The organism is Mesorhizobium sp. M0060 (assembly GCF_040323155.1).
Classification (GTDB): domain Bacteria; phylum Pseudomonadota; class Alphaproteobacteria; order Rhizobiales; family Rhizobiaceae; genus Mesorhizobium.
In genome coordinates this window covers 63584-86046 of sequence record NZ_JAMYUP010000007.1, presented here as the reverse complement: position 1 = coordinate 86046, position 22463 = coordinate 63584, and the positions used below count along the sequence as shown (strand labels likewise).

Below are 22463 nucleotides of genomic sequence, written 5' to 3'. Positions count from 1 at the left end.
GTCATGCGCCTCCTTGGTGAGCTGAAAGGATGCGAGCGGCGAGCGTAATCAACTGCCGGTCGCTGTTCTTCGGGCCGAGCAGCGAAAGACCGAACGGCGCCCCGCCGGTCTTGCCGAGCGGCAGCGTGATCTGCGGAAATCCCGACAGGCCGGAAAGACACAGCAGTCTCAGCGCGCGCTCGCGATAGGTCTGCAAATCGGCGAATGATGCGGCCTTGAGCGGCGCGGCACCCGGAGCGGTCGGAAGCACAAGAACGCCGTCCTCGCCAAGCAGATCGGCAAGTTCGAGTCGAAACGAAACGCGACGTTCCGTTTCACGCTGCGCGGTCGCCGCGTCGATGGTCGCGCCATGCTCGAAGCGCTCCTTGACGCCGGGGCCGAGCATGCGGTCGCCGCCGGCGATCCAGACGCCGTGGCTTTGCCAGGCTTCATAGCCTTGCAGCTTGCGGAAGCACCAATAGAGATCGTCGGTGGAATGCGACAGCGGCCCAACGGTGCGCGGCGCGCCCAGCACCGTAGCGACACTGTGGATCATCGAGCGATATTCATCAGCCTCCTGCGGGCCGAGCACGAGCCCGTCCAGCGCACCGAGGGCGAGGGGGCGTCTCAGTTCGTGGCGGTGCGGATCGTCGCCGAGCAGCACCGTGCCGACCTTTTCGTAGGTGACGATGTCCTTGGCGAACCAACCGAACGTGTCCAGCGAAGGCGCCAGCGGCATGGCGCCGTCGAGCGAGATGCGGCCATGCGTGGTCCTGAGGCCGATCAGGCCGCAGAAGCTTGCCGGCGCACGGATCGAGCCGCCGGTGTCGGAGCCGGTGGCAATGTCGGCCAGCCCGCCGGCCACCGCCGCGGCAGAACCTGAGGACGAGCCGCCGGTGACGCGGTCGGGAGCCGCCGGATTTATCGGTGACGGGAAATGCGCGTTCAGCCCCAACAGCGAAAAAGCCAGTTCGTCGGTCTGCGTCTTGCCGACGAAACGGGCGCTGGAATCAAGCAGCGCCTGGACGGCCGGCGCCGTCGACGTGGCCGGCGAAGCCTCCCGGTATTTCTGCGGATTGCCGCAGCCGGTGCGGTAGCCGGCGACGTCGAAGATATCCTTGACGGCCAGCCGCAAACCGGCAAGCGGGCCATTTACCTGCTCAAGGTCGGGGATCTGATCAAGGTCGAGAAAAGCGTTCAGCGGGCCGCGAGTGCCTGTCATTCGTTCGATATCCGGATGTGCTTGCCGCAGCATTGTTTTTTCTGGTTGCCGCAGCATTGTTCGATGCCACAAATTTTACAACCTGCCATACGATTTTTATTGATTGTGAAATCTTTCGATCTTATATCGCGTTTGCCCAAAGTCGCACGTGCCTGTGGGTGTCCGCCGATCCTCAAATGGTGAGGGATATCGGTAAGGTAACTGGAGCCAACCCCTCCAGTCGGTTTAGCGGCCAACCGCCAGACCGAGGACACCTTGAAGCAACGACGGTGCGGGCCTTTCTGGTGTTCTGCCGGTCGTCCAAAGACCGGGGTTACTGAAGAGGCACACCTTCATTGCCGGCAGTGCGGACGGGTCTCCCATCCAAGCCAAGGCAGACAAAGCGAACCGAGGCCGGGCAAGGCCAAGGTTCACCGCCGCGAGACGGCGTTTCATGGTTCCGGGGTCTCCACCGGCTGGTTCCATGGATTGACGTCCCGCCTTTGTCCACCGCGCGTTCGCGAGGCCGAGAGCCTGCGTCCGCAAGCCTTTGTGCGCGCCGAAAGGCGCTGATGGAGAGACCCCGATGGCTACCCAGCGCATCCTTGACTTCCTCGCTACCCGACGTCCGAACGGCCCGTGCCTCGTCGTCGACCTCGATGTCGTGCGCGACAATTTCCGCGCCTTCGAGAAGGCGCTTCCCGATTCCAAGATCTACTATGCGGTGAAAGCAAACCCGGCGCCGGAAATCCTGCGCCTTCTTGCTGCGATGGGCTCGTCCTTCGACACCGCTTCCGTTGCCGAAGTCGAGATGGCGATGGACGCCGGTGCGCCGGCGGACCGCATCTCCTTCGGCAATACCATCAAGAAGGAGCGCGACATCCAGCGCGCCTACCAGCTCGGCATCCGGCTGTTTGCGGTGGACTGCGTCGAGGAGGTCGAGAAGATCGCCCGCGTCGCTCCCGGCGCCCGCGTGTTCTGCCGCGTCTTGACCGACGGCGAGGGCGCCGAATGGCCGCTGTCGCGCAAGTTCGGCTGCGTGCCGGCGATGGCGGTCGACGTGCTGCGCCATGCCAGGACGCTCGGCCTCGACGCCTATGGCGTGTCGTTCCATGTCGGCTCGCAGCAGACAGACCTGACCGCCTGGGACCGCGCGCTCAGCGACGCCAAGAAGGTGTTCGCGACCCTGGCCGACGAAGGCATCGTGTTGAAGATGGTCAATATGGGCGGCGGCTTCCCGACCCGCTATCTCAGGGATGTGCCGGTGGCGCAGGCCTATGGCCAGGCGATCTTCTCGGCGCTCAGGAAGCATTTCGGCAACGCGATCCCCGAGACGATCATCGAGCCGGGCCGCGGCATGGTCGGCAATGCCGGCGTGATCAAGTCGGAAGTCGTGCTGATCTCGAAGAAGGCCGACAACGACAATGTGCGCTGGGTATTCCTCGACATCGGCAAGTTCGGCGGTCTCGCCGAGACCATGGACGAAGCGATCCGCTATCCGATCGTCACCGCGCATGACGGCACCGAGACCGCGCCCTGCGTGCTCGCCGGCCCGACCTGCGATTCGGCCGACGTGATGTACGAAAAGACGCCGTACCCGCTGCCCTTGTCGCTGACCATCGGCGACGAGGTGCTGATCGAGGGCACCGGCGCCTACACGACGACCTACGCTTCGGTCGCCTTCAACGGCTTCGAGCCTCTCCGATCCTACGTGATCTGAGGGCTTCGGCTTTCAGATCATCCGGCGCGGGCGAGCAGATCGCCCGCTTCGGTTCGCCTGTGGAATCTCCGCTCGTGAAGGATCGCGGAAATGGACATTGTAGATTTCATTGTTGAAGGCGCAGCGGGAATCTCCCCCCTTGAGGGGGAGATGGCCGGCAGGCCAGAGGGGGTCGGTCCGGCTGCCTCAGCTTCCTTTGGGCCGCATGGGGCCGGCGCTTCACGCGCGGCGACCCCCTCTGGCCGCTTCGCGGCCATCTCCCCCTCAAGGGGGGAGAATGCCGGCGCTTTTGCCATCACCGCCGAAACCGCTGGCGACATCGGTGCGCGCGAGGCTTTGCTCGATCGCGCCATGGGGCCGAAGCGCCGGAAAAAGTCGTCGGAGAAGCTGCGGCGCGGTCGACGGCCCTCGGAAGGCCTTGCCTTTGTCGCGCGCGATGCGTCGGGCACTGTCGCCGGCACGGTGCGGCTATGGGACGTGGTGCTGGGCGAGGGCGGTCCGGCAGCGCTGCTGCTCGGCCCGCTTGCGGTCGACCCGGCGCTCAAGAATGCCGGCATCGGCTCGGCGCTGATGCGCCATGCGATCACGGAAGCCGCGCGCCTTGGCCATGCGGCGATCCTGCTGGTCGGCGATGCGCCCTATTACGAGCGCTTCGGGTTTTCGGCCGAAAAGACCGGCTCGCTTGCCATGCCGGGACCCTACGAACGGCACCGCCTGCTGGCGCTGGAACTGGTTGTCGGCGCGCTCGACGGCGCGCAGGGCACGCTGAAGGCTGCAGGGCGCAAGCTGAAGGTGCAGAGGCTGCCGCTCGCTGCTTGAGGGGGCGTGATGCTCAGGGGACCGAGCCGGAGTGGGAAGGCGGTTTTCAATTCGCCTCCATTGCCCGTTCCGGACGCCGGCGCTGCCCCTCACCTGCCTGCCGGCATCCTCTCCCCGTATAGTGACGGGTAGAGGGGCTCTCATCGACGATTTCGCCAATCGCCAGCGTTGCAGAACAGCGCCAACGTTGCGGTCAGCCCCTTCTCCCCGTCACTATACGGGGAGAAGTGCCCGGCAGGGCGATGAGGGGCAGCGCCGAGGTCGACCATTGGCGCTTTGTTTGGCCGCTCAGCCGATCAACTGGCTGAGTGCCATGGCGACGCTCATGTCGCCTTCGACCTTTATCTTGCCGGACATGAAGGCCATGGTCGGGTTGAGGTCGCCTGATATCAGCGAGTCCAGATCGTCGAGCGAGAGCTTTATGGTGCAATCGGCCGGCGCATCGGTGGTCGAGACATCGGCGCCGTCGATGACGATGACGCCATCACTGCCGGTGTCGAACTTCACGGAACGATCGAACCCGGCACTCGCCACGCGCGACCTGATCTTGTCGGCAATCTCCTGAACGCTCATGGCGGTTCTCCTCGTCTCGTTGGGTTTGTCGCGCGTTGGCGATTCGACCTGGCCGAAGTCGCTTGCCTAGTTTTACAGCCACGGCCGCCGGCGCATATAGCTTCGGGTTGACGTTTACGTCAACGCAGTTCCCCCTCGCCGAAATGGTCTTATCGACGCAGCATCACGCCGGGATGACCCTTGGCCGCCGGCATGTTGCCATGCGCTGTCGCCGGGCGTATCAGGCACCACTCCCCACGAATATCGGCGAGCCATCCGGTGCTTTCCAGAAACGAACCGCAAGTCTATGCCCGCCGGCTGCGTGCGGTGCTGATCCGATCGATCCCGCTGCTCGAGGCGCGCGGCATCGCCGTCGTCGTCCTGGCGGCTTTGGTCGGGGTGACGGCGGGCGCACTGGTCACCGGCATGAGCGGGTTGGTGCAAGTCCTGCATGGGCTGCTGTTCGGCGTTCAGCCTGGCGGGCGGCTTTCGGCGATGTTTTCGCTGCAAAGGCCGGAGCAGGCGCTGATCCCGGCGATCGGCGGCATCCTGCTCGGGCTGACGGTGATCTGGCTGAGAAAGCGGAAGTTCCGCACGCCGGTCGATCCGATCGAAGCCAATGCACTGTACGGCGGCCGCATGTCGCTGACCGACACCTTCATCATCGCCGGGCAGACGCTGATCTCGAGCGGCTTCGGCGCTTCGGTCGGGCTCGAGGCCGGCTACACGCAGGTCGGTTCGGGCCTGGCGTCGCGGCTTGCACGCTTCTTCAAGCTGCGCCGCAACGATGTCCGCATCCTCGTCGGCTGCGGCGCGGCCGGCGCGATCGCCGCCGCCTTCGATGCGCCGCTGACCGGCGCCTTCTATGGTTTCGAGCTGGTCATCGGCATCTACTCGGTCGCCAATGTCGCACCTGTGATGGCCGCCGCGATCTCGGCCTCGCTGACCGCAGAGGTGTTCGGCGGCGTGCCGTTTCCGCTGGAGCTCGCCGGTCTGCCGCAGCTCACCGTCAGCCAGTATTTGCCGTTCATGCTGCTCGGGCTTCTGGGCGGCGGTGCTTCCATCGCCATCATGCATCTGGTGAGCCTGATCGAGCGCCTCTTTGCCCGGCTGTCGATCGACGCCTCGCTGCGCCCCGCCATCGGCGGCGTGATGGTCGGGCTGCTGGGACTGATCACGCCGCAGGTCCTATCCAGCGGCCATGGCGCGCTGCATCGCGAATTCGCAATGAACTACGGTCTGGGCGTGGTGGCCAGCGTCTTCGTGCTGAAGCTGGCGGCGTCGGCGATTTCGCTCGGCTCCGGCTTCCGCGGCGGCCTGTTCTTTGCCTCGCTGTTCCTCGGCGCCCTGCTAGGCAAGATGTTTGCCGGCGCGATGGCGTTCGTCTCGCCGGCGACCGGCATCGACCCCGCCGTCGCCGCCGTGGTCGGCATGACCTCGCTCGCCGTCGGCGTCGTCGGCGGTCCGTTGACGATGACGTTCCTGGCGCTGGAATCGACCCGCGACCTTACGCTGACCGGCGTGGTGCTGGCCGCCTCGCTCATGGCGGCGATCCTGGTGCGCGAAACTTTTGGCTATTCCTTCTCGACATGGCGCTTCCATCTGCGCGGCGAAACGATCCGCAGCGCGCATGATGTCGGCTGGATGCGCAGCCTGACGGTCGGTTCAATGATGCGAAAGGATGTCCGCACCATCAACGCCTCGACGACGCTTGCAACATTCCGCAAGGCGGTGCCGCTCGGCTCCTCGCAGCGCGTCATCGCGGTCGATGCCGAACTGCACTATGTCGGCGTGCTGATCGTCGCCGAATTGCACAGCCATTTGTCGGATGACGAGATGCCGGTGCTGTCCTTCGCCAAATTCAAGGACGCGGTGCTGGTGCCGAGCATGAACGTGCAGTCGGCCGCAGAGACCTTCCAGCGCGCCGGCGCCGAGGAATTGGCGGTGGTCGAGGATTTCACCGACCGCAAGGTGGTCGGGCTGTTGACCGAAGGCCACCTGATGCGGCGCTATGCCGAGGAACTCGACAAGGCGCGGCGCGATCTGTCGGGCGAAGGGTAGGGTCGAGAAGGGGCGATCCCGTTGCATTTAGCTAGACATTGCCGGCAAACGACCGCTACCATCGCCGTATAGATCTGAACCAGATTTCACCTGGTGATCGAGTGCTCGAAGAACCGAACAGAAATCCCGGATCCCATCGCTATGGGAAGCCGAGCTTGTGGTGGCCACCACCGCTGGGTTGATGGCCTGCGGGTCTGATCCAAGCTGAAAATCAAATTCTGTGTTCAGAGAGACACCACCATGAATACCATGCTTTCCGTGGAAGCCCGGGAGACCGCGCTTGCCGTGACTTTCCTGTCGGGCGAAACAGTCTGCTACCCTTGGCTCTGGCTAAAGGACAATGCGCCATCGGCGTTTCACCCACAGACCGAAGAGCGAATATTCGACCTGACCAGCGTAGACCCCTCGCTGAGGCCGCTCAGCGTGCGAGACACAGGCGGCGCCGTGGGCATTGTCTGGCCGAATGACCAGGCTGAGGAGGAATTCCCGAGCCAGTTCTTTGAATCCTACCGCCCGGGGAGAAAGCGGGACGATCCGGCTGACATCGCTCCGAAAGTCTGGGACGCCTCAATCGATCTTGAAACCATACCGCGTCACGCCGCCGGAGACCTCTTGCAAAGCGATGCCGATCTGCTCGCCTGGCTGCAGGCCACGGCTGCATACGGGCTCTCCATCGTCGACGGGCTTGGCGACGATCCCGACGCGGGGCGGCGTGCGGCCGAGCGGATAGCGTTCCTGCGCCAGACAAATTTCGGCACGATGTTCGAAGTCGTGTCGATGCCGAACCCGAACAATTTGGCCTATACGCCGGTCGCCCTGCCGTTACACACGGATCTCGCGAACCAGGAGGTGCCGCCCGGCTATCAATTCCTGCATTGTATCGCGAACGACGCTGAAGGCGGTGGATCGATCTTTGCCGACGGGTTTGCGGTCGTCGCCGCGCTACGGGCGGAAGATCCGGAAGCCTACCGCCTCTTGTGCGAGGTCGAGATCCCTTGTCGTTTTCACGATGAAAACTACGATCTGCGCGGTCGGTTTCCTGTGATCGTAACTCAACGCGGTGGAGAAGTGACAGAGTTACGGTTCAACGCCCATCTTGTGGATGTCATCGATCTTCCCTCCGACATATGCGCACCCTTTTATGCGGCCTATCGCAAGCTGATGATGATGATCCGCGGCTCGCGTTTCCAAATAGCCTACCGCCTTAAAGCCGGCGAAATGGCGGTCTTCGACAATCGGCGGGTCTTGCACGGCCGCCAGTCGTTCAACCCAAATACGGGGCCAAGACATTTGCGGGGATGCTATGTCGATCGTGGTGAGTTTCAGAGTCGTATTCGCGTCCTCTCCCGATAGTGGCACGACACCGCGAAGGAGCATCGACCTGCCGAAGGTCGCCTTCGGCAGGCGGTTGGCTGGCAACGGGCGGGTTGCCTGCCTATCGCTTTATTGCGCCCCACCAGCGAATGGCCATCACGGCGAGAAGAAGGAGCACATAGGGCCAATAATAGACGTCATGGACCGCGCGTTTGCCTTCGGCAATCAAAAAGGTCAGCCATATATCGTAACCGCCGACGGTATGGAGGATGCGCCATGCGCGCGGCCCGATCCATGCCGCCGTCCGGTCGAAAGACGTTGCGGCCATGCCGATGATGAACAGGTAGGCCAGACCGCCGAAGACGAACATGGCGGGGTCCGTAGCCTCTTTGAACTGTGCCGGGCTGATCTGCGCAAAGGTGAACAAGGCGATCGCATGCACGCCGTGCGAGAATGCGAAGGCCAGGCCGATCTGACGTCGATGGCGGCGCAGGAAACGCGTGGATGCACTCGGCAAGTCGCGAGCGAGCGCCGATGCCGAAAACGCCGTGCAGAACAGGACGAGCGATATCTGGGCAGTGAGCCGTATGACTTGGCGGACGGCTTCGATCGTGAAATCGCCGCGAAATGCGACAAGCCCGGACAGTGCGAGAGTGATCGCTGCCAAAAACCAGAAGAGCCACCAACGGCTCGTTGCCTTGTCTGCAATGGATGATGCGACGGCGCTCATGATACCTCCCTGAGTGCAAATGTAATCACTGCTTACATTTGAATTGAGGCTATTGCAATCGCAAAGTAAGTCGTGCTTGCATCGATCGCGAGATCGTGATGGTTGGGATGGATGCGTTCTGGCAGAGGACATGGACAAACAACGCAAGACCTATCACCACGGCAGCTTGCGGCAGGCACTGATCGATGCCGCCTTGGCCATCGCCAGGGAGGACGGCGTCGACCAGGTGACGGTGCGGGAGGCGGGCAAACGGGCCGGGGTGTCGTCGGGAGCGCCGTTCCGGCACTTTCCGACCAAGACCGCCCTGATGACCGCCGTGGCCGAAGAGGCGATGCGCCGGTTTCGCGCCGAGATCTCCGTCGAACTGGATAGGGCAGATCAGCTTGATCCGCTCTCGCGCTTTCGGGCGCTGGGCTCAGCCTATCTCAACTGGACCATCAACAACCCGACGCATTTCGAGATCATCTCGATGCGCCGGGCGATCGATTTCGACGCTTCCGAAACGCTTGTTCGACTGAACGAAGAAATCCGCGGTCTGATGGTCCAGATACTGGAAGACGCTCGTGCGGCCGGGCAATTGCGGAAAACGAATATCGAAGGCATTCCCTTACAGGCACGCGCGCTTGTCTATGGGCTTGCCCGAATGTGGGTCGATGGCCAGTTCGCCCAATGGGGCGGCATCGAGAAGGCCGAATTGCTGATGAAGCAAAGTCTCGACGATTTTCTCGCCTTGCTGGCGAAATAAGCAGTCCAGCACCGCGCCGACCCATCCGTAAGTCATCCGTAAGTGCGCTTCCTCTACGTCCTGTTTCGAACCAGGCGACATGTCTGCGCCGTACAGAGAGGGAAACGAACATGAGCACGCTTCTTGCACCAATTGTGATTGGCCCCGTATCGGTCTTGAGTACCTCGGTCCGTATCGATGGGCCGCTCCCCGGGTCGAGCATTTCCCTCCTGGTAAATGGCATACCTGTCCCTGCAGTAAATGCCGGCGCCACAACCACTACCTTTGTGCCGGTCGCCGCAGGCTCCCTCAACGTGGGGGATGCATTGACCGCACGCTGGACGCTCGGCGCCGAAACCAGTGACCCAAGCCCGGTCCCGATCGTCGTGCTCGGGTATCCCTCGACGCTAAGCCCATTGGTGTACTTGAGCCAGGTGCACGAGTGCGTCGACTGGGTGCTGATAGGCGCAGCCTATCCTGGCGCCACGGTCGAGATTTTCAACGGCGGCGCATTGATTGGCAGCGATACTGCACGCGGAAATGTCGTACCAGTGCGCATACGCGGGCCGATCCAGGCCAACGATGTGCTTAACGCGATGCAGTCCGTTCAGACGCCTGCCGGACAGGTGAAGAGCAGTCCGACCCCGAGCTTGCCCGCCGAACCGACGCCGTATCGGGAAAATACTATGCCGGCACCAGCAGTCGGCTCAGTTCCTGGGTGTGCGCAAGCAGTACCCGTTAGGGGGTTGGCTCAAGGCGCCACCACGAAGGTCCACTTCAATGGCGACGTGCTGGAATATCCTTTCGTCGGCGCCAACCTCCTGGCGCTGCTTGGCCGTGCCGCGCATAATCCGGATGTCTTCAGCGCCACGCAGCACTTCGAGCGCTGCAATGCATCAAGTCCGTCATCTGCCCCTCCGGTGATCGTCGACGAAACCTTGCCGGTTCGAAAGCCCGTAATCGGGATCGGGACCTCACAGTACAACTGCCCGGCAGCCCGTGCCTTGCCTATCTCCAATCTCGAGCCCGGCGCGACATTGACGATCCAACTTGTCGATCCGACTTCGGGTGCGGCTACCGTGCTCGGGAGAATCGGAGTGGGCGAGGATGTGAGTTCCGGCCAATACTGGATTCCCGACATGTCGGCCCTGATCCCGGCCTCGCCGCCGTTTCCATCGCTCGTCGTCATCCAGGAGCTGTGCGGCAAGACAGCCACATCGGATAAGTTGCTGGTGGTGGGGACTTACCAGGGCAGCGTATTTCCGCCGACCGTCATGGAGCCTGCATTTGAATGTGCAAGCGGCGCTTTCGTCAACAGCGTCGACAATGCGGTCGTGCGTTTGTACTCGGACGCGCCAGATTCTCCTGTAATCAGCAAGCCCGTCTTCAGTTATGGTGGTCTCGTCTGGGTCGAGACATTTCGGCCTTTGCGCGCCGGCGAGCACATTCACGCCGAGCTGGAGCTTACTTGTCAGCCCCCCGCGCTTCGGGTCGGGAGCCCGATCAAAGTATCCGACCTGACCCCACTCAAGACCCCGGATATTCAACAGCCCGTCCGGGTCTTCCAGCGGCTCATTTACGTATCAGGCATAATTCCCGGCGCGCGCGTGCATGTATTCGTGAACGGGAAGTGGCGCGCCAGCGATACGCCACTTGGTTGGACGACGCTCTACTTCGGGATTTACGTGGGCGAGCTCAAGGTAGAAGACCAAATTACGGTGATGCAGACATTGTGCACGAAGATGTCTCCGCTCACCAGAGTTCCCGTCAATGTCTTCCCCGGGGAAATGTTGCTCTCCGCGGCTCCCCCATCCCTGACAGCGGGCCAGCCGGCGACGATAACCATCAAAGCTGTCGACGCCGATAACAAGTACCAATCGGTTGGAGGGACCATATCGCAAGGGGGCGTGGTGGTCGGGGCCACCAACACAGCGTTCACCCTGTCTCCGCCGACCGGCCAAGTATCGGTCAGCTTGCAAGTTGCAGCCGTTGGTTACAACACCGAGACCATCAGTATTCCCCTTACTGCGCCGCCGGTGGTCAAGCCAGCGATGCTGACGATAGCAACGGGTCTCTGGTTCAACGCCAGCAAGAAAGAAATCACTGAAATCACGTGGCACCTGCAGGGGCCGTCCGGCAGCTTTTCAAAGACCGAAAAGCCGAACGCGGAGCCGGCGTTGGTTCAGTTCGCGTTGCCCAAGCCGGCCGGCGGCGGGTTCACGCCGTTCACTCTCAGCTGCGAGGTCACATTCCAGTTCCAGGATTTCAATTTCATCTCAGGCGCATCTGGTACGAGGTCGAGTGACTTTATCGAGGGAGGCCTCATAAAGCCGTCTCCATCAACTGTCGAGATGCATTGGAGCGGTACCGACCTGACAATTAACTTCCTGGTGAAGTGGATACAGCAGGGCGATTATTTCGTCATAGAGCTCATGTAGTCGAACCACCGGCGGAAGGGGCGTTAGGGTGACTGGAGCGGTTCATCGTTTCACGGAAACGGCGAACCGCTCTATCTCTTTGTTTTCCGCAATTCCGGACGGAAAACCGTTTCACACTTTTCCTGGATTTGCGCTAATGCTCGATCGGTCCCTTCGGCATGACCAGCGCCGTGCCAGCAGTCGTCGGCCGCTCGATCATGCGACGGACGCGTGGCGGCTCGTTGCCGCTGTGCAGCGCCCTTATGCGCTCGCCAATGACGGCGTCGGCGTAGGTGGCGCGCCTGTTGTGGCGGATGTATTCGACCCATGTCGGCGTGTGGTAGTGCTCGATCCAGATTGAGGGGTTTTCGAGGTCGCGCGCCAACGTCCAGTTGCGGGCGCCGTCACGGCGGCGGATGCGGCCGCGCTCGGCCATGGTGGCGAGGAATTCCGGCACGTCCTCGTTGCGGATGACATATTCGATCATGATGGCGATGGGCCCGCTGCGCGGCTTCAGGTCGAGCGCCAGATGCGGCTCTTGGAAGCGGTTGAGCGGATCGAGGTTGAGCACCGCCTGTTGCGGCAGCGGCAGCAGCAGGCCGATGGCGCCTCCAGCCAACATCGTGACGCTGGCGGCCATCAGAGCGACTTCGGCGCCGTGCACGTCGGCAACGACGCCCCACACCCAGCTGCCGAGCGCGATGCCGCCGAAGGTTGCGGTCTGGTAGACCGAAAGCACGCGGCCGACCACCCAGCGCGGTGTCGACATCTGGACGGTGACGTTGAAGTGCGAAAGCGCTGTCACCCAGCAGGCACCGCCGACCAACAGGCCGAGCGACGTCTGCCAGGCATTCTCGCTGACGGCGGCATTGAAGGCGCAAAGCGCGAAGCCGGCGAATGCCATGCGCACCATCGTCTCGCTGGACAGGAGCTGCCGTAGCCTGACGCTGGTCAGCGCGCCGCCGACGGCGCCGATGCCGAAAGCGCCGAGCATGATGCCGTAGGTCAAGGCATCGCCCTTGACGACGTCGCGCGCGACCAAGGGCAGCAGTGCCAGGACCGCGCCGGCGCTGAAGCCGAAGGCCGAGCTCCTGACCAGCACCTTGCCGATATTGGGCGACATGGCGACGTAGCGCAGGCCGGCGCCCATGGCGGCGCCCAGCGTCTCGCGCGGCAAAGTCGATGCCGGCAGTTCCGGCCTCCAGCGGGCCAGCACGACGATGAGGCCGACATAGCTCAGCGTGTTGGCGGCAAAGGCGGCGGCAGCACCTGCGGCGGCCACGATGATACCGCCGATCGCCGGGCCGACGCTGCGCGTCAGGTTGAAGCCCATCGAGTTGAGCGCGATCGCCGCCGGCACCTTGGCGCGAGGCACCATGTCGCCGACCGAAGCCTGCCAGGACGGGCTGTTGAGCGCGGTGCCGCTGTCGATCAGGAAGGTGAAGGCGAGCAGCGTCCACGGCGTCATCAGGTCGAGATAGGTGAAGACGGTGAGAAGAGCCGAAACAACCAGCATGAAGATCTGGGCGATCAGCATGACCTTGCGCCGGTTGAAGCTGTCGGCGATGGCGCCGGCCAGCAGCGCAAACAGCATGATCGGCAAGGTGGTCGAGGCCTGGACCAATGCCACCTGGTAGGACGAGGTGGCGATCGTCGTCATCATCCAGGCGGCACCGACGCCCTGGATCAGGCCACCGAAATTGGAGACGAGGCTGGCGGACCACACCGCACGGAAGATGCCGTGCCGGAACGGCGCCAGCGCCGAGGCGCTTTCGCTTTCCGGTGTGTCGTCGCTCATAAATGCTTTCCCGGGCTCAAAACGCTTTGTTCTTCCGATGAATCGGCCCCGCAAGCCAAGGATTCAATAGAACATCACATCGCAAAGGGCGAACGCATTCTCGAAAAACATCATGGTCCAACAACGAGATAGCGGGCCGGTCAGCGCGTGCCGCTGCGGGCGAGCGGCTGCTCACGGCATGCCGTCCCTGACGATCTCCGACACTTCGATCAGCCCTTCGAAATTATCGGTGCGGCCCTGGCGGATGTCTTCGGTTTCGCGCAGCAGCCACAAACCAATCGAGATGAGATTGGCGCACAGTTCCCTGGGCAGGGCGTTGTCGCCGGAGCCGAGATATTCGACGAAGGCGGTCCAGACGCGGCTGGTGAAATGAAGTGCCTCGATCGCCTCCGGCGAGTTGCGGTCGGCCACCGCCGCCGACAGCATGTCGATCGAACGGGTGAGACGCTGCCGGTGCTCGGCGCCGGTCTCAATCTCGGCTTGGGGGAATACATCGTTGGCGCTCTACCGTTCCGTCGGAGTGGTCAGGTCAGGGAACTCAACAGATCGAATTGCGAGATTTGATCCAGATGCTGGCATCGCCAGCTGCCGAATACGCATCACTTTTACGAAGGCGCACCAACACCCGGGGCCGCGCACAAAATCGCACCGGTTTTCAGGGAGCGCGACGTTGCGTATCCGGCTCCGGAATGGTTCCGGACTTGAGGTTTGGTGGTCGCCGCGCCCCCGATCAACGGCTGATTCGGCTACAATCCAACCGCAGACGAATCCGACATCAAACGCGATTTGACGGAAACCAATTCAATGGGTTGGTGGCGACTGCGAGGGTGGCTTTTTGAAGCGTCCGTGTGCTTTGCGGCGGCCGGATCCAACTGCAAGTGTGCCGTATCGGCAGCTCGTCGATTGCGATAGGCTCCTGCTATCGGGACGGATGGGGCGTCTGTCTCGGTTTGGGGTAAGGCCGGTTCCTCACCACTGCGCGGCAGAGCGCAGATTTCGTGAAACCGGCTTTGGGGAATTGGGGGGGAACAATGAGCGATTCATTTCAGGAAGTAACGTCCGTCTCGTGGTTCGGGCGGATCAAGCGCGCGGTCGGCAGCGTCGTTTTCGGCCTGCTCTTGATCATGCTGATGGTGATCGGCCTGTTCTGGAACGAGGGCCGCGCCGTGCAGACGGCACGTTCGCTCGCCGAGGGATCGGGCGCGGTGATCTCGGTTGGCGCCGACAGCATCGATGCCGGCAATGACGGTAAGCTCGTCCATGTCGCCGGGGCGGTGACGGCGAGCGGCGGCCTTGCCGATCCGGACTTTGGCATTTCGGCGCAAGGATTGCGGCTGTCGCGCAGCGCCGAGATGTACCAATGGAAAGAGGAACAGAAATCCGAGACGACGAAGAAGCTGGGCGGCGGCGAGGAGACGGTGACGACCTACAGCTATTCGAAGGTGTGGGACGACAGTCAGATCAACTCGTCGGAGTTCAAGAAGCCGGACGGCCACGAGAATCCGCCGATGGAGATCCACAGCAAGAGGTTCCAGATTCCGGACGGCAAGCTCGGTGCATTCACGCTCGACCGGCCGGTGCTGGACCTGATCGGCGGCGACAGGGAATTTTCACTGTCGCCGGACCAGTCGGCCGTCATAGACGCTGCCTATACCGGCACCAAGCGGGTCAACATTGTCGACGGAAAGATCTATCTCGGCTTCAACACCACGTCGCCGGCACTGGGCGACTATCGCATTGGCTATGAGCTGGCGCCGCTCGGCGTGGTCAGCATTGTCGCGCGCCAAACAGCGGGCGGGTTCGAACCTTACCAGACAAAGGCCGGCGATCAGTTGCTGATGGTCGACACCGGCAATGTTCCTGCGGAAAAGATGTTCGCCGACGCGGTCAGCACGAACACGCTGATCACCTGGCTGCTGCGCGCTGCCGGCCTGTTGCTGTTGGCCATCGGCTTTGCCCTGCTGCTTAGTCCGATCGGCGTCATCCTCGACGTCATTCCTTTGCTCGGCAGCGTGGCGCGGATGGGGACCGGCATCATTGCCTTTTTCCTGGCGATCCTGGTCGGCACGACGACGATGGCGATCGCCTGGTTCTGGTACCGACCGGTGCTGGCGGCAGGCATTCTGGCCGCCGGCGTCATTGCAGCGGCGGCGGTCTATTATCTTGGCCGCTCGCGCAAGCCGGCGGCGCCGGTTGCCGCGCCGAGCGCGGCCACATGATCTGCAGGCGCCGGGTCCAGCAGCGCTTCTAGCGGCCTTCGAACCCGGTCAGCACGCCGACGGCGTTGACACCGATTTCCTCGACGGCGTAGCCGCCTTCCATGACGAACAGCGTCGGCAGGCCGAGCCTGGCGATGCGGCGGCCGATCCTGGGGTAGTCGGCGGTCTTCAGCTTGAACTGGCTGATCGGGTCCTTCTCGAAGGTGTCGACGCCGAGTGAAACCACGACGACGTCCGGGGCGTAAGCCGAAAGCCTCGTGCAAGCGTCCTCGAGTGAGGCGTTCCACACGTCCCAGCCGGTGCCGAAGGGCATCGGATAGTTGTCGTTGAAGCCTTCGCCGTCGCCCTCGCCGCGTTCATCGGCATGACCGAGGAAGAACGGATATTCGGTCATCGGATCGCCGTGCAGGTTCAGCACCTGAACGTCGCCGCGGCGATAGAATATCTCCTGGGTGCCGTTGCCGTGGTGATAGTCGACATCGAGGATCGAAACGCGTCTGGCGCCGTGATCACGGAACCATTGCGCGGCGACGGCGGCGTTGTTGATGAAGCAATAGCCGCCCATGAAGGCTGCACCGGCATGGTGTCCCGGCGGGCGGCAGAGCGCGAAGGCAGAAGGTTCACCGGCCTTGACCAGAGCGGCGGCGGTCAGCGCGACGTCATAGGACGACTTGATCGCGTCCCATGTGCCTTTGACGAACGTCGCGCCGCCGTCAAAGGAGTAGAAGCCGAGCAGCGCATCGATGCCTCTGGGGCGCACGTCGCCGCGCAGGCCGCGCGTCGGCCAGGTGAAGGGAATGGCCGAACCCGTGCGGCCGGACGCTTCCCAGAGCGGCCACACGGTCGGCAGGAAATCGATGTAGTCGCTGGCATGCACCTTCTTGGCGGCGGCGAGGTCGTGGCTTTCCGGCGGCAGGATCGGACCGAGCTTTTCGCTCTCCACCCGCGCCCTGATGAACTCGGCGCGCGAGGGCTTTTCGAAGGCCGGCACGATGGCGCCGGCGATCAGTTCGACATTGCCGGCATGACCGGCATGGAGAGGCGAAAAAACAGTCTTCATGAAATCTTTCCGTGGTGAGACGCGGCGACCCTAACCGTCCTGCACTGCCCTTCACAAGGCGCTGGGCCAACCAGCCATGGCTTGCTGGCCCGGCAGCCGGTCGTCTAGCCTGTCGCGGCCGCAACGAAACCGCAGGTAATCATGAGTTCAAATGCCGACCTGATCGTCACCAATGCCCGCGTGCTGACCATGGATGAAGGCAATCCGATGGCCGAGGCGGTGGCGATAAAGGACGGCAACATCCTGGCGGTTGGTGATCGCCGGACCATCGAGGCGATGAAGGGGCCGGCCACGGAGATTATGGATGCGCAAGGGGGGTCGGTGGTGCCGGGCTTCATCGAAGCGCACATGCATCTTTTCGGCGGCGCGGCCGAACTCGACAATCTGCATCTTCAGGGCGTGCATGGCTTCGATGCGCTGAGCGACGCGATCCGTGCGTATGCGGCGGCACGGCCGAACGCCAAATTGCTGCTTGGAGCCGGCGTCGATTACACCATCCTTTCCAGGGAAGAACCGGTCACCCGCCATCATCTCGACCGCATCATCCCCGACCGGCCGTTCGCCATGTCTGCTTCCGATCACCACACGATGTGGGCCAACACCAAGGCGCTGGAACTGGCGGGCATCCTGCACGGCAAGCAACTCGGCCCCGGCAACGAGATCGTCATGGGCGCCGACGGCCTTGCGGCGGGCGAATTGCGCGAGGGAGAGGCGTTCGGGCCGATCCTCGAACTTTCCGGGCAGAACCGCGTTCGGCTCGGCCTCGCGACAGGCGGCGAGCCCGAGCCGTACCCTTCCGCCGCTGAAATCGCGGCCGATCGTGACCTGATGCATCGCGGGCTGCAATGGTGCGCCCGCCACGGCATTACCTCGATCCAGAACATGGATGGTAATCTCTACCAGCTCGAGCTGCTTGCCGGACTGGAGCAGGAAGGGCGGCTGCTCTGCCGCACCAAGATACCCTTCCACTTCAAGAATTTCATGACGCTCGACAGGCTGGAAAAGGCATCGAGGATGGCTTCCGCCTATCGATCGGAATGGCTGTCGTCCGGCATGGTCAAGATGTTTTATGACGGCGTGCTCGAAGGCTGGACCGCGGTCATGGTCGACGATTATGCCGACCGGCCGGGCTGGCGCGGCGAGCCGCTGTTCACGCCCGAGCATTTCGCCGAGGTGGCGGTGGAGGCCGACCGGCGCGGCTTGCAGATCGCTGTACATTCGATCGGCGACGGCGCGGTGCGTGCGGTCCTCGACGGTTACGAGGCGGCGCGACGGAAAAATGGCAGGCGCGACAGCCGGCACCGGGTCGAGCACATCGAGGTGACCACCGCCGCCGACGTGCCGCGCTTCGCCGAACTCGGCGTCGTCGCCTCGATGCAGCCGCCGCACCCGCCCGGCGCCATGGACTTCCCGCTGGAGCCGACGCTCTCGCGCATCGGCCGCGAAAGATGGCCGCTGAGCTATGCCTGGCGGACGCTGAAGCAGGCGGGTGCGCATGTCGTCTTCGCTTCCGACTGGCCGGTGTCGCGGGTCGATCCGATCCTGGGCATTCAGGCGGCGGTGCTGCGCAAACCTTGGGCAGACGGCGTTCCCGACCAGAGCTTCTCGCTGTTGGAAGCGCTTGCCGGCTATACGGTCGAAGGCGCCTACGCCGAATTCATGGAGCACCGCAAGGGCCGGCTGAAACCCGGTTATCTGGCCGATCTGGTGGTGCTGTCGGCCGATATTGAGGCAATTCAGCCGGCTTCCCTGCACAAGGTGCATCCGGTCACCACCATCTGCGGCGGCAAGGTCACTTATCAGATTTGATGATGGAGCTGCCGTGGCACGGGGCTTGCGTTCTGAACCGAGATTCAGACGCATGGTTGCCAAGCCGACCGGCATGTGCTGACAATCGAATGGGAACTGCATCCGCCTTTAAGAGCGGACATAACAATGGGGTAGTGCGTGCCGGATCACCCGGGTAAGAGTGCAATCGAGGTACGCGGCGTCCGCAAGGTGTTCGGTACCGGGGACGCACAAGTCGCCGCTCTCGACACGGTTTCGGTATCGATCCGCGAGAATGAGTTCTTCACGCTGCTCGGGCCGTCCGGCTGCGGAAAAACGACGCTGCTTCGGCTGATTGCCGGCTTCGATTTTCCCAGCGAAGGCGAAATCCTGCTTCACGGGCAGGACATCGCGCCGCTGCCGCCGTTCAAGCGGCCGGTCAACACCGTGTTCCAGTCCTATGCGCTGTTCCCGCACATGACGGTGGCCGAGAATATCGGCTTCGGGCTGGAGATGCTGGGCAAGCCGAAAGCCGAAATCAAGGCACGCGTCGCCGAGATGCTGAAGCTGGTCAAAATGGAGGCGCTCAGCGGCCGCCGCACCAGCCAGATCTCCGGCGGCCAGCAGCAGCGCGTGGCACTGGCCCGCGCGCTGGCGCCGCAGCCAAAAGTGCTGTTGCTCGACGAGCCGTTGTCGGCGCTCGACTACAAGCTGCGCAAGGAGATGCAGATCGAACTGAAACGGCTGCAGCACCAGACGGGCATCACCTTCATCTTCGTCACCCACGACCAGGAGGAAGCGCTGACCATGTCGGACCGCATCGCTGTGATGTCGGCCGGTAAGATCCTGCAGGTCGGCACGCCGTGGGACATCTACGACAAGCCGGCGGAGCGCTTCGTTGCCGACTTCATCGGCGAAACCAATTTCCTGACCGCAGCCATCACCGATATCGGCAACGGCAAGGCTCGCGCGACCCTCAAATCCGGCGCAACGATCGACGCGACCGTGGCTGAAGGCTTCCAGCCGAAGGATAATGCTACCGTGGTGGTCAGGCCGGAACACGCCAAGCTGACCAGCGGCAAGGGCGACCTTTCGGGAACCATCGAAAACATCGTCTATTTCGGTACCGACACGCATATTCATGTCCAACTGGACAGTGGCGAAGCCTTCACCGTGCGCCAGCAGAACACGCGCAGCGCAGGCTGCGGTTTCGAGCGGGGCGACAAGGTCGGCGTCTCGATCGGCAACGACGCCGCGCAAGTGCTGAGGGATTGATGGCAGTCACGTTTTCCCAAGCTGCATTGTTCGAAGCAGAGGCGGAGAAGGCCAGCGCCAGGCGCCACCGCCTGCTTTCGTTACCAGCTTTGATAATCATCGGGATTTTCGGCGTGCTGCCGCTTCTCATCATCCTCATCTATTCATTTCTTGCCGCAGCACCTTACGGCGGCGTGCAGTGGAAGTTCTCGACAGACGCCTATCTGAACTTCCTGTTCCAGCGCGATATTTTCGACGACACGCTGCAGTTTACGCCGGATTTTCTGATTATCTATCTGCGCTCGTTCGTCTTCGCCGTGGTGACGACGGTCATCTGCCTGCTGCTCGGCTTTCCGACAGCCTATTTCATGGCCACGCGACCGCCGGCGCAGCGCAACTGGTGGGTGCTGCTGATCACCATCCCGTTCTGGTCGAACCTGCTGGTGCGCACGCTCGCCATCATGTTCATCATCCGCGACGAGGGCCTCATCAACAACGCACTGATGGCTCTGGGGGTGATCGAGAAACCGATCACCATGCTCTACACCAACTTCGCCATCCAGCTCGGCCTGTTGTACTCGTTCCTGCCGTTCATGGTGCTGCCGCTCTATTCCAGCCTGGAGAAGCTGGATTTCCGGCTGGTCGAGGCCGCCTACGATCTCTATGCGACGCGTCGGCAGGTGCTATGGCGGGTGATCATCCCGCTGTCGCTGCCCGGCATCATCGCCGGCTGCCTGCTTGTGTTCATTCCGGCCCTCGGCGCCTATGTGACGCCGCTGATCCTCGGCGGCGGTATCCACCTGATGATCGGCGATCTCATCGCCCAGCAATTCGGCTCCGGGCGCAACTGGCCGCTCGGCTGCGCGCAGGCGCTGATCCTGATGGCAGCGGTGCTGGTCGCGCTCTACTTCTATGTCCGCAACACGTCGGGGAAGATGAGGCATGGCTGATCCCCGCGTCGACATCAAGGACCAGCCTGGCTTTCGCTCGATTGCCATCATCTGCCTTTGCGTGCTCTACGCGCCGATCCTGATCCTGATGATCTTTTCGCTGAACACCGGGTCGCTGGTCACTCGTTGGGAAGGCATCGGCTTTAGTTGGTATGGCAGTGCGCTGCTCAACGAGGAATTCCACAACGCCGCCAAGAACACGCTGATCATCTCGGTGAGCGCCACCATCATCTCGACGATCGCGGCGACGCTGGCGGCGATCGGCATGACCCGGGTGAAGCCGTGGCGCGGGCTGTCGGCCGCCTTCATGGTCATCAACCTGCCGCTGATGGTGCCGGAAATCATTACGGCGGTGGCAACGCTATCGTTCTTTGCGCTGATCGCGGGCACTCTCGAGCTCAATTTCGGCATCGGCAATCTGATCCTCGCCCACACCGTCTTTTGCATTCCTTTCGCCTATATGCCGATCCGGGCGCGTCTCGAGGACATGGATCTGACGCTCGAAGCTGCCGCGGCCGATCTCTATGCCACGCCCTGGCATGCTTTCCGGCGCATAACGCTGCCATTGCTGGTTCCCGGCATCCTGTCGGGTGGGGCGCTCGCCTTCATCGTCTCCTTCGACGATTTCACCATCACGCAGCTGGTCGCCGGCCCCGGGCAGACGACGCTGCCCCTCTACATCTGGAACCAGATCAGGCGGCCGATGACGCCGGAGATCAATGCCATCTCCACCATCCTGCTGCTGGTGTCGATCCTGTTCGTCTCGATATCGTTCCTGATCGCGCGCCGCCGCGCCAAGTGAGTCAATGGGAAGGCAAAGGAGACTGTGATGTCTAGGAAACTGATGGCTGCCGTTTCGACGGCAGCACTTTTATGGGCAGTACCTGCACTCGCCGATGGTGAGCTGCACATCTACAATTGGGGTGATTACACCAACCCCAAGCTGATCGAGAAATTCGAAAAACAATACAACGTCAAGGTGACGCTGGACGACTACGATTCCAACGAGACCATGCTGTCGAAGGTGCGCGCCGGCAATTCCGGCTACGACATCGTCGTCCCGTCCGACTACACCGTGAAGATCATGATCGATGAGGGCCTGCTCGAAAAGACCGAGCCCAATGCGATGCCGAACGGCAAGAACCTCGATCCGCGCTTCGTCGACATCTACTGGGATAGTGGCCGTCACTACACCGTGCCGTGGCAGTTCGGCACCACCGCGTTCGAAGTCAACACCGACAAATACAAGGGCGACATCGACACGCTGGCAATCCTGTTCGACCCGCCGGACGAGTTGAAAGGCCAGATCAACATGCTCGACGATGTCAACACCGTGATGCACGCGGCCGAGCGCTATGCCGGCGTGCCGCGTTGCGGCGCCGACAAGGCCAATCTGAAGAAGGTCAACGACATTCTCATGGCCGCCAAGCCGTCATGGAAGACCTTCAGCTACGACACCATCACCAAGATCACCTCGGGCGATGTGATCGTCACGGAGGCGTGGAACGGCGCAACCTATCGTGCGCGCCAGAAAATTCCGGCGATCAAATACGCCTATCCCAAGGAAGGCATCGAAGGCTGGATGGACAATGTGGCCGTGTTGAAGGGCGCGAAGAACCTTGAAAATGCGAAGCTGTTCCAGGACTTCGTCATGGCTCCGGAAAACGCGGCGCTGATTTCGGAATTCGCCGGCTACGACAACGGCATTACCGGCAGTCACAAGTTCCTGTCGCCGGATTTCGCCAGCGCGCCGGAAATCAATCCACCGGCTGGTGCGCCGACTGCGGAATTCGTGCCACCTTGCCCACCGGAAGTGGTCGAGATCTACAACAAGATCTGGACCAATCTGCGCAAATAGGCTCGACGTGGGATCGATCGAAGGGAGGCTTCGGCCTCCC

18 protein-coding genes are annotated in these 22463 nt (G+C 62.5%); 12 read left to right on the top strand and 6 right to left on the bottom strand.

What is annotated here, in order from left to right:
- Window position 1: 1 nt before the first annotated feature.
- Window positions 2–1201 (bottom strand): amidase, encoded by a 1200-nt coding sequence (locus NKJ94_RS09760; RefSeq protein WP_352524574.1) that lies wholly within the window; start codon window positions 1199–1201, stop codon window positions 2–4.
- Window positions 1202–1766: 565 nt separating this feature from the next.
- Between NKJ94_RS09760 and odc2 the strand changes: the two genes are divergently transcribed.
- The gene (gene odc2 / locus NKJ94_RS09755; protein WP_352524572.1) at window positions 1767–2900 is read left to right on the top strand and encodes an ornithine/lysine decarboxylase; all 1134 of its coding nucleotides are present in this window, start codon (window positions 1767–1769) and stop codon (window positions 2898–2900) included.
- A gap of 150 nt (window positions 2901–3050) precedes the next feature.
- Window positions 3051–3719 (top strand): GNAT family N-acetyltransferase, encoded by a 669-nt coding sequence (locus tag NKJ94_RS09750; RefSeq protein ID WP_502900655.1) that lies wholly within the window; start codon window positions 3051–3053, stop codon window positions 3717–3719.
- A 288-nt stretch (window positions 3720–4007) separates the two neighbouring features.
- Here NKJ94_RS09750 and NKJ94_RS09745 read toward each other — a convergent pair whose 3' ends face one another.
- Window positions 4008–4292: an SCP2 sterol-binding domain-containing protein gene (locus tag NKJ94_RS09745; RefSeq protein WP_352524570.1), complete on the bottom strand. Its 285-nt coding sequence runs from the start codon at window positions 4290–4292 to the stop codon at window positions 4008–4010.
- A gap of 258 nt (window positions 4293–4550) precedes the next feature.
- On the opposite strand from NKJ94_RS09745, the gene NKJ94_RS09740 reads away from it, so the two are divergent.
- Window positions 4551–6332, top strand: coding sequence for a chloride channel protein (locus NKJ94_RS09740; RefSeq protein WP_352524568.1), 1782 nt, complete (start codon window positions 4551–4553; stop codon window positions 6330–6332).
- Window positions 6333–6572: 240 nt separating this feature from the next.
- The gene (locus NKJ94_RS09735) at window positions 6573–7685 is read left to right on the top strand and encodes a TauD/TfdA family dioxygenase (RefSeq protein ID WP_352524566.1); all 1113 of its coding nucleotides are present in this window, start codon (window positions 6573–6575) and stop codon (window positions 7683–7685) included.
- An 82-nt stretch (window positions 7686–7767) separates the two neighbouring features.
- Here NKJ94_RS09735 and NKJ94_RS09730 read toward each other — a convergent pair whose 3' ends face one another.
- Window positions 7768–8376, bottom strand: a complete 609-nt coding sequence (locus NKJ94_RS09730) for a hypothetical protein (protein ID WP_352524564.1) — start codon at window positions 8374–8376, stop codon at window positions 7768–7770.
- Window positions 8377–8506: 130 nt separating this feature from the next.
- Here NKJ94_RS09730 and NKJ94_RS09725 point away from each other — a divergent pair, with 130 nt between their 5' ends.
- Together NKJ94_RS09725 and NKJ94_RS09720 are read left to right on the top strand one after the other, a co-directional pair.
- Window positions 8507–9121, top strand: coding sequence for a TetR/AcrR family transcriptional regulator (locus NKJ94_RS09725; RefSeq protein ID WP_352524563.1), 615 nt, complete (start codon window positions 8507–8509; stop codon window positions 9119–9121).
- Window positions 9122–9231: 110 nt separating this feature from the next.
- Window positions 9232–11538, top strand: coding sequence for a hypothetical protein (locus NKJ94_RS09720; RefSeq protein ID WP_352524561.1), 2307 nt, complete (start codon window positions 9232–9234; stop codon window positions 11536–11538).
- Between the two features lie 133 nt (window positions 11539–11671).
- Here NKJ94_RS09720 and NKJ94_RS09715 read toward each other — a convergent pair whose 3' ends face one another.
- Window positions 11672–13315, bottom strand: a complete 1644-nt coding sequence (locus tag NKJ94_RS09715; RefSeq protein WP_352524560.1) for an MFS transporter — start codon at window positions 13313–13315, stop codon at window positions 11672–11674.
- A 171-nt stretch (window positions 13316–13486) separates the two neighbouring features.
- Window positions 13487–13789: a flagellar biosynthesis regulator FlaF gene (gene flaF / locus NKJ94_RS09710; protein WP_352524698.1), complete on the bottom strand. Its 303-nt coding sequence runs from the start codon at window positions 13787–13789 to the stop codon at window positions 13487–13489.
- 557 nt (window positions 13790–14346) lie between these two features.
- Between flaF and NKJ94_RS09705 the strand changes: the two genes are divergently transcribed.
- Window positions 14347–15534 (top strand): TMEM43 family protein, encoded by a 1188-nt coding sequence (locus NKJ94_RS09705; RefSeq protein WP_352524559.1) that lies wholly within the window; start codon window positions 14347–14349, stop codon window positions 15532–15534.
- 28 nt (window positions 15535–15562) lie between these two features.
- Here NKJ94_RS09705 and NKJ94_RS09700 read toward each other — a convergent pair whose 3' ends face one another.
- Window positions 15563–16594, bottom strand: coding sequence for a histone deacetylase family protein (locus NKJ94_RS09700; protein ID WP_352524558.1), 1032 nt, complete (start codon window positions 16592–16594; stop codon window positions 15563–15565).
- Between the two features lie 141 nt (window positions 16595–16735).
- Between NKJ94_RS09700 and NKJ94_RS09695 the strand changes: the two genes are divergently transcribed.
- From NKJ94_RS09695 to NKJ94_RS09675, 5 genes are all read left to right on the top strand, one after another.
- Window positions 16736–18403 (top strand): amidohydrolase, encoded by a 1668-nt coding sequence (locus tag NKJ94_RS09695; protein WP_352524556.1) that lies wholly within the window; start codon window positions 16736–16738, stop codon window positions 18401–18403.
- 138 nt (window positions 18404–18541) lie between these two features.
- Window positions 18542–19636, top strand: coding sequence for an ABC transporter ATP-binding protein (locus NKJ94_RS09690; protein WP_352524555.1), 1095 nt, complete (start codon window positions 18542–18544; stop codon window positions 19634–19636).
- Window positions 19636–20565 carry an ABC transporter permease gene (locus NKJ94_RS09685; protein WP_352524553.1) on the top strand — a complete coding sequence of 310 codons (930 nt, stop codon included), beginning with the start codon at window positions 19636–19638 and terminating at the stop codon, window positions 20563–20565. Before NKJ94_RS09690 ends, NKJ94_RS09685 begins: the two co-directional genes overlap by 1 nt.
- A complete protein-coding gene (locus NKJ94_RS09680; protein WP_352524552.1) occupies window positions 20558–21367 on the top strand; it encodes an ABC transporter permease in 810 nt (269 codons plus the stop codon). Before NKJ94_RS09685 ends, NKJ94_RS09680 begins: the two co-directional genes overlap by 8 nt.
- A gap of 27 nt (window positions 21368–21394) precedes the next feature.
- Complete coding sequence (locus tag NKJ94_RS09675) at window positions 21395–22423, top strand: extracellular solute-binding protein (protein WP_352524551.1); 1029 nt, start codon at window positions 21395–21397, stop codon at window positions 22421–22423.
- The last annotated feature ends 40 nt before the right edge of the window (window positions 22424–22463 follow it).

Bases quoted from the DNA above. Each gene is read 5' to 3' on its own strand.
- NKJ94_RS09760 (WP_352524574.1), bottom strand. From the start codon at position 1,201: ATGACAGGCACTCGCGGCCCGCTGAACGCTTTTCTCGACCTTGATCAG.
- odc2 (WP_352524572.1), top strand. From the start codon at position 1,767: ATGGCTACCCAGCGCATCCTTGACTTCCTCGCTACCCGACGTCCGAAC.
- NKJ94_RS09750 (WP_502900655.1), top strand. From the start codon at position 3,051: ATGGCCGGCAGGCCAGAGGGGGTCGGTCCGGCTGCCTCAGCTTCCTTT.
- NKJ94_RS09745 (WP_352524570.1), bottom strand. From the start codon at position 4,292: ATGAGCGTTCAGGAGATTGCCGACAAGATCAGGTCGCGCGTGGCGAGT.
- NKJ94_RS09735 (WP_352524566.1), top strand. From the start codon at position 6,573: ATGAATACCATGCTTTCCGTGGAAGCCCGGGAGACCGCGCTTGCCGTG.
- NKJ94_RS09730 (WP_352524564.1), bottom strand. From the start codon at position 8,376: ATGAGCGCCGTCGCATCATCCATTGCAGACAAGGCAACGAGCCGTTGG.
- NKJ94_RS09725 (WP_352524563.1), top strand. From the start codon at position 8,507: ATGGACAAACAACGCAAGACCTATCACCACGGCAGCTTGCGGCAGGCA.
- NKJ94_RS09720 (WP_352524561.1), top strand. From the start codon at position 9,232: ATGAGCACGCTTCTTGCACCAATTGTGATTGGCCCCGTATCGGTCTTG.
- NKJ94_RS09715 (WP_352524560.1), bottom strand. From the start codon at position 13,315: ATGAGCGACGACACACCGGAAAGCGAAAGCGCCTCGGCGCTGGCGCCG.
- NKJ94_RS09705 (WP_352524559.1), top strand. From the start codon at position 14,347: ATGAGCGATTCATTTCAGGAAGTAACGTCCGTCTCGTGGTTCGGGCGG.
- NKJ94_RS09700 (WP_352524558.1), bottom strand. From the start codon at position 16,594: ATGAAGACTGTTTTTTCGCCTCTCCATGCCGGTCATGCCGGCAATGTC.
- NKJ94_RS09695 (WP_352524556.1), top strand. From the start codon at position 16,736: ATGAGTTCAAATGCCGACCTGATCGTCACCAATGCCCGCGTGCTGACC.
- NKJ94_RS09685 (WP_352524553.1), top strand. From the start codon at position 19,636: ATGGCAGTCACGTTTTCCCAAGCTGCATTGTTCGAAGCAGAGGCGGAG.
- NKJ94_RS09680 (WP_352524552.1), top strand. From the start codon at position 20,558: ATGGCTGATCCCCGCGTCGACATCAAGGACCAGCCTGGCTTTCGCTCG.
- NKJ94_RS09675 (WP_352524551.1), top strand. From the start codon at position 21,395: ATGTCTAGGAAACTGATGGCTGCCGTTTCGACGGCAGCACTTTTATGG.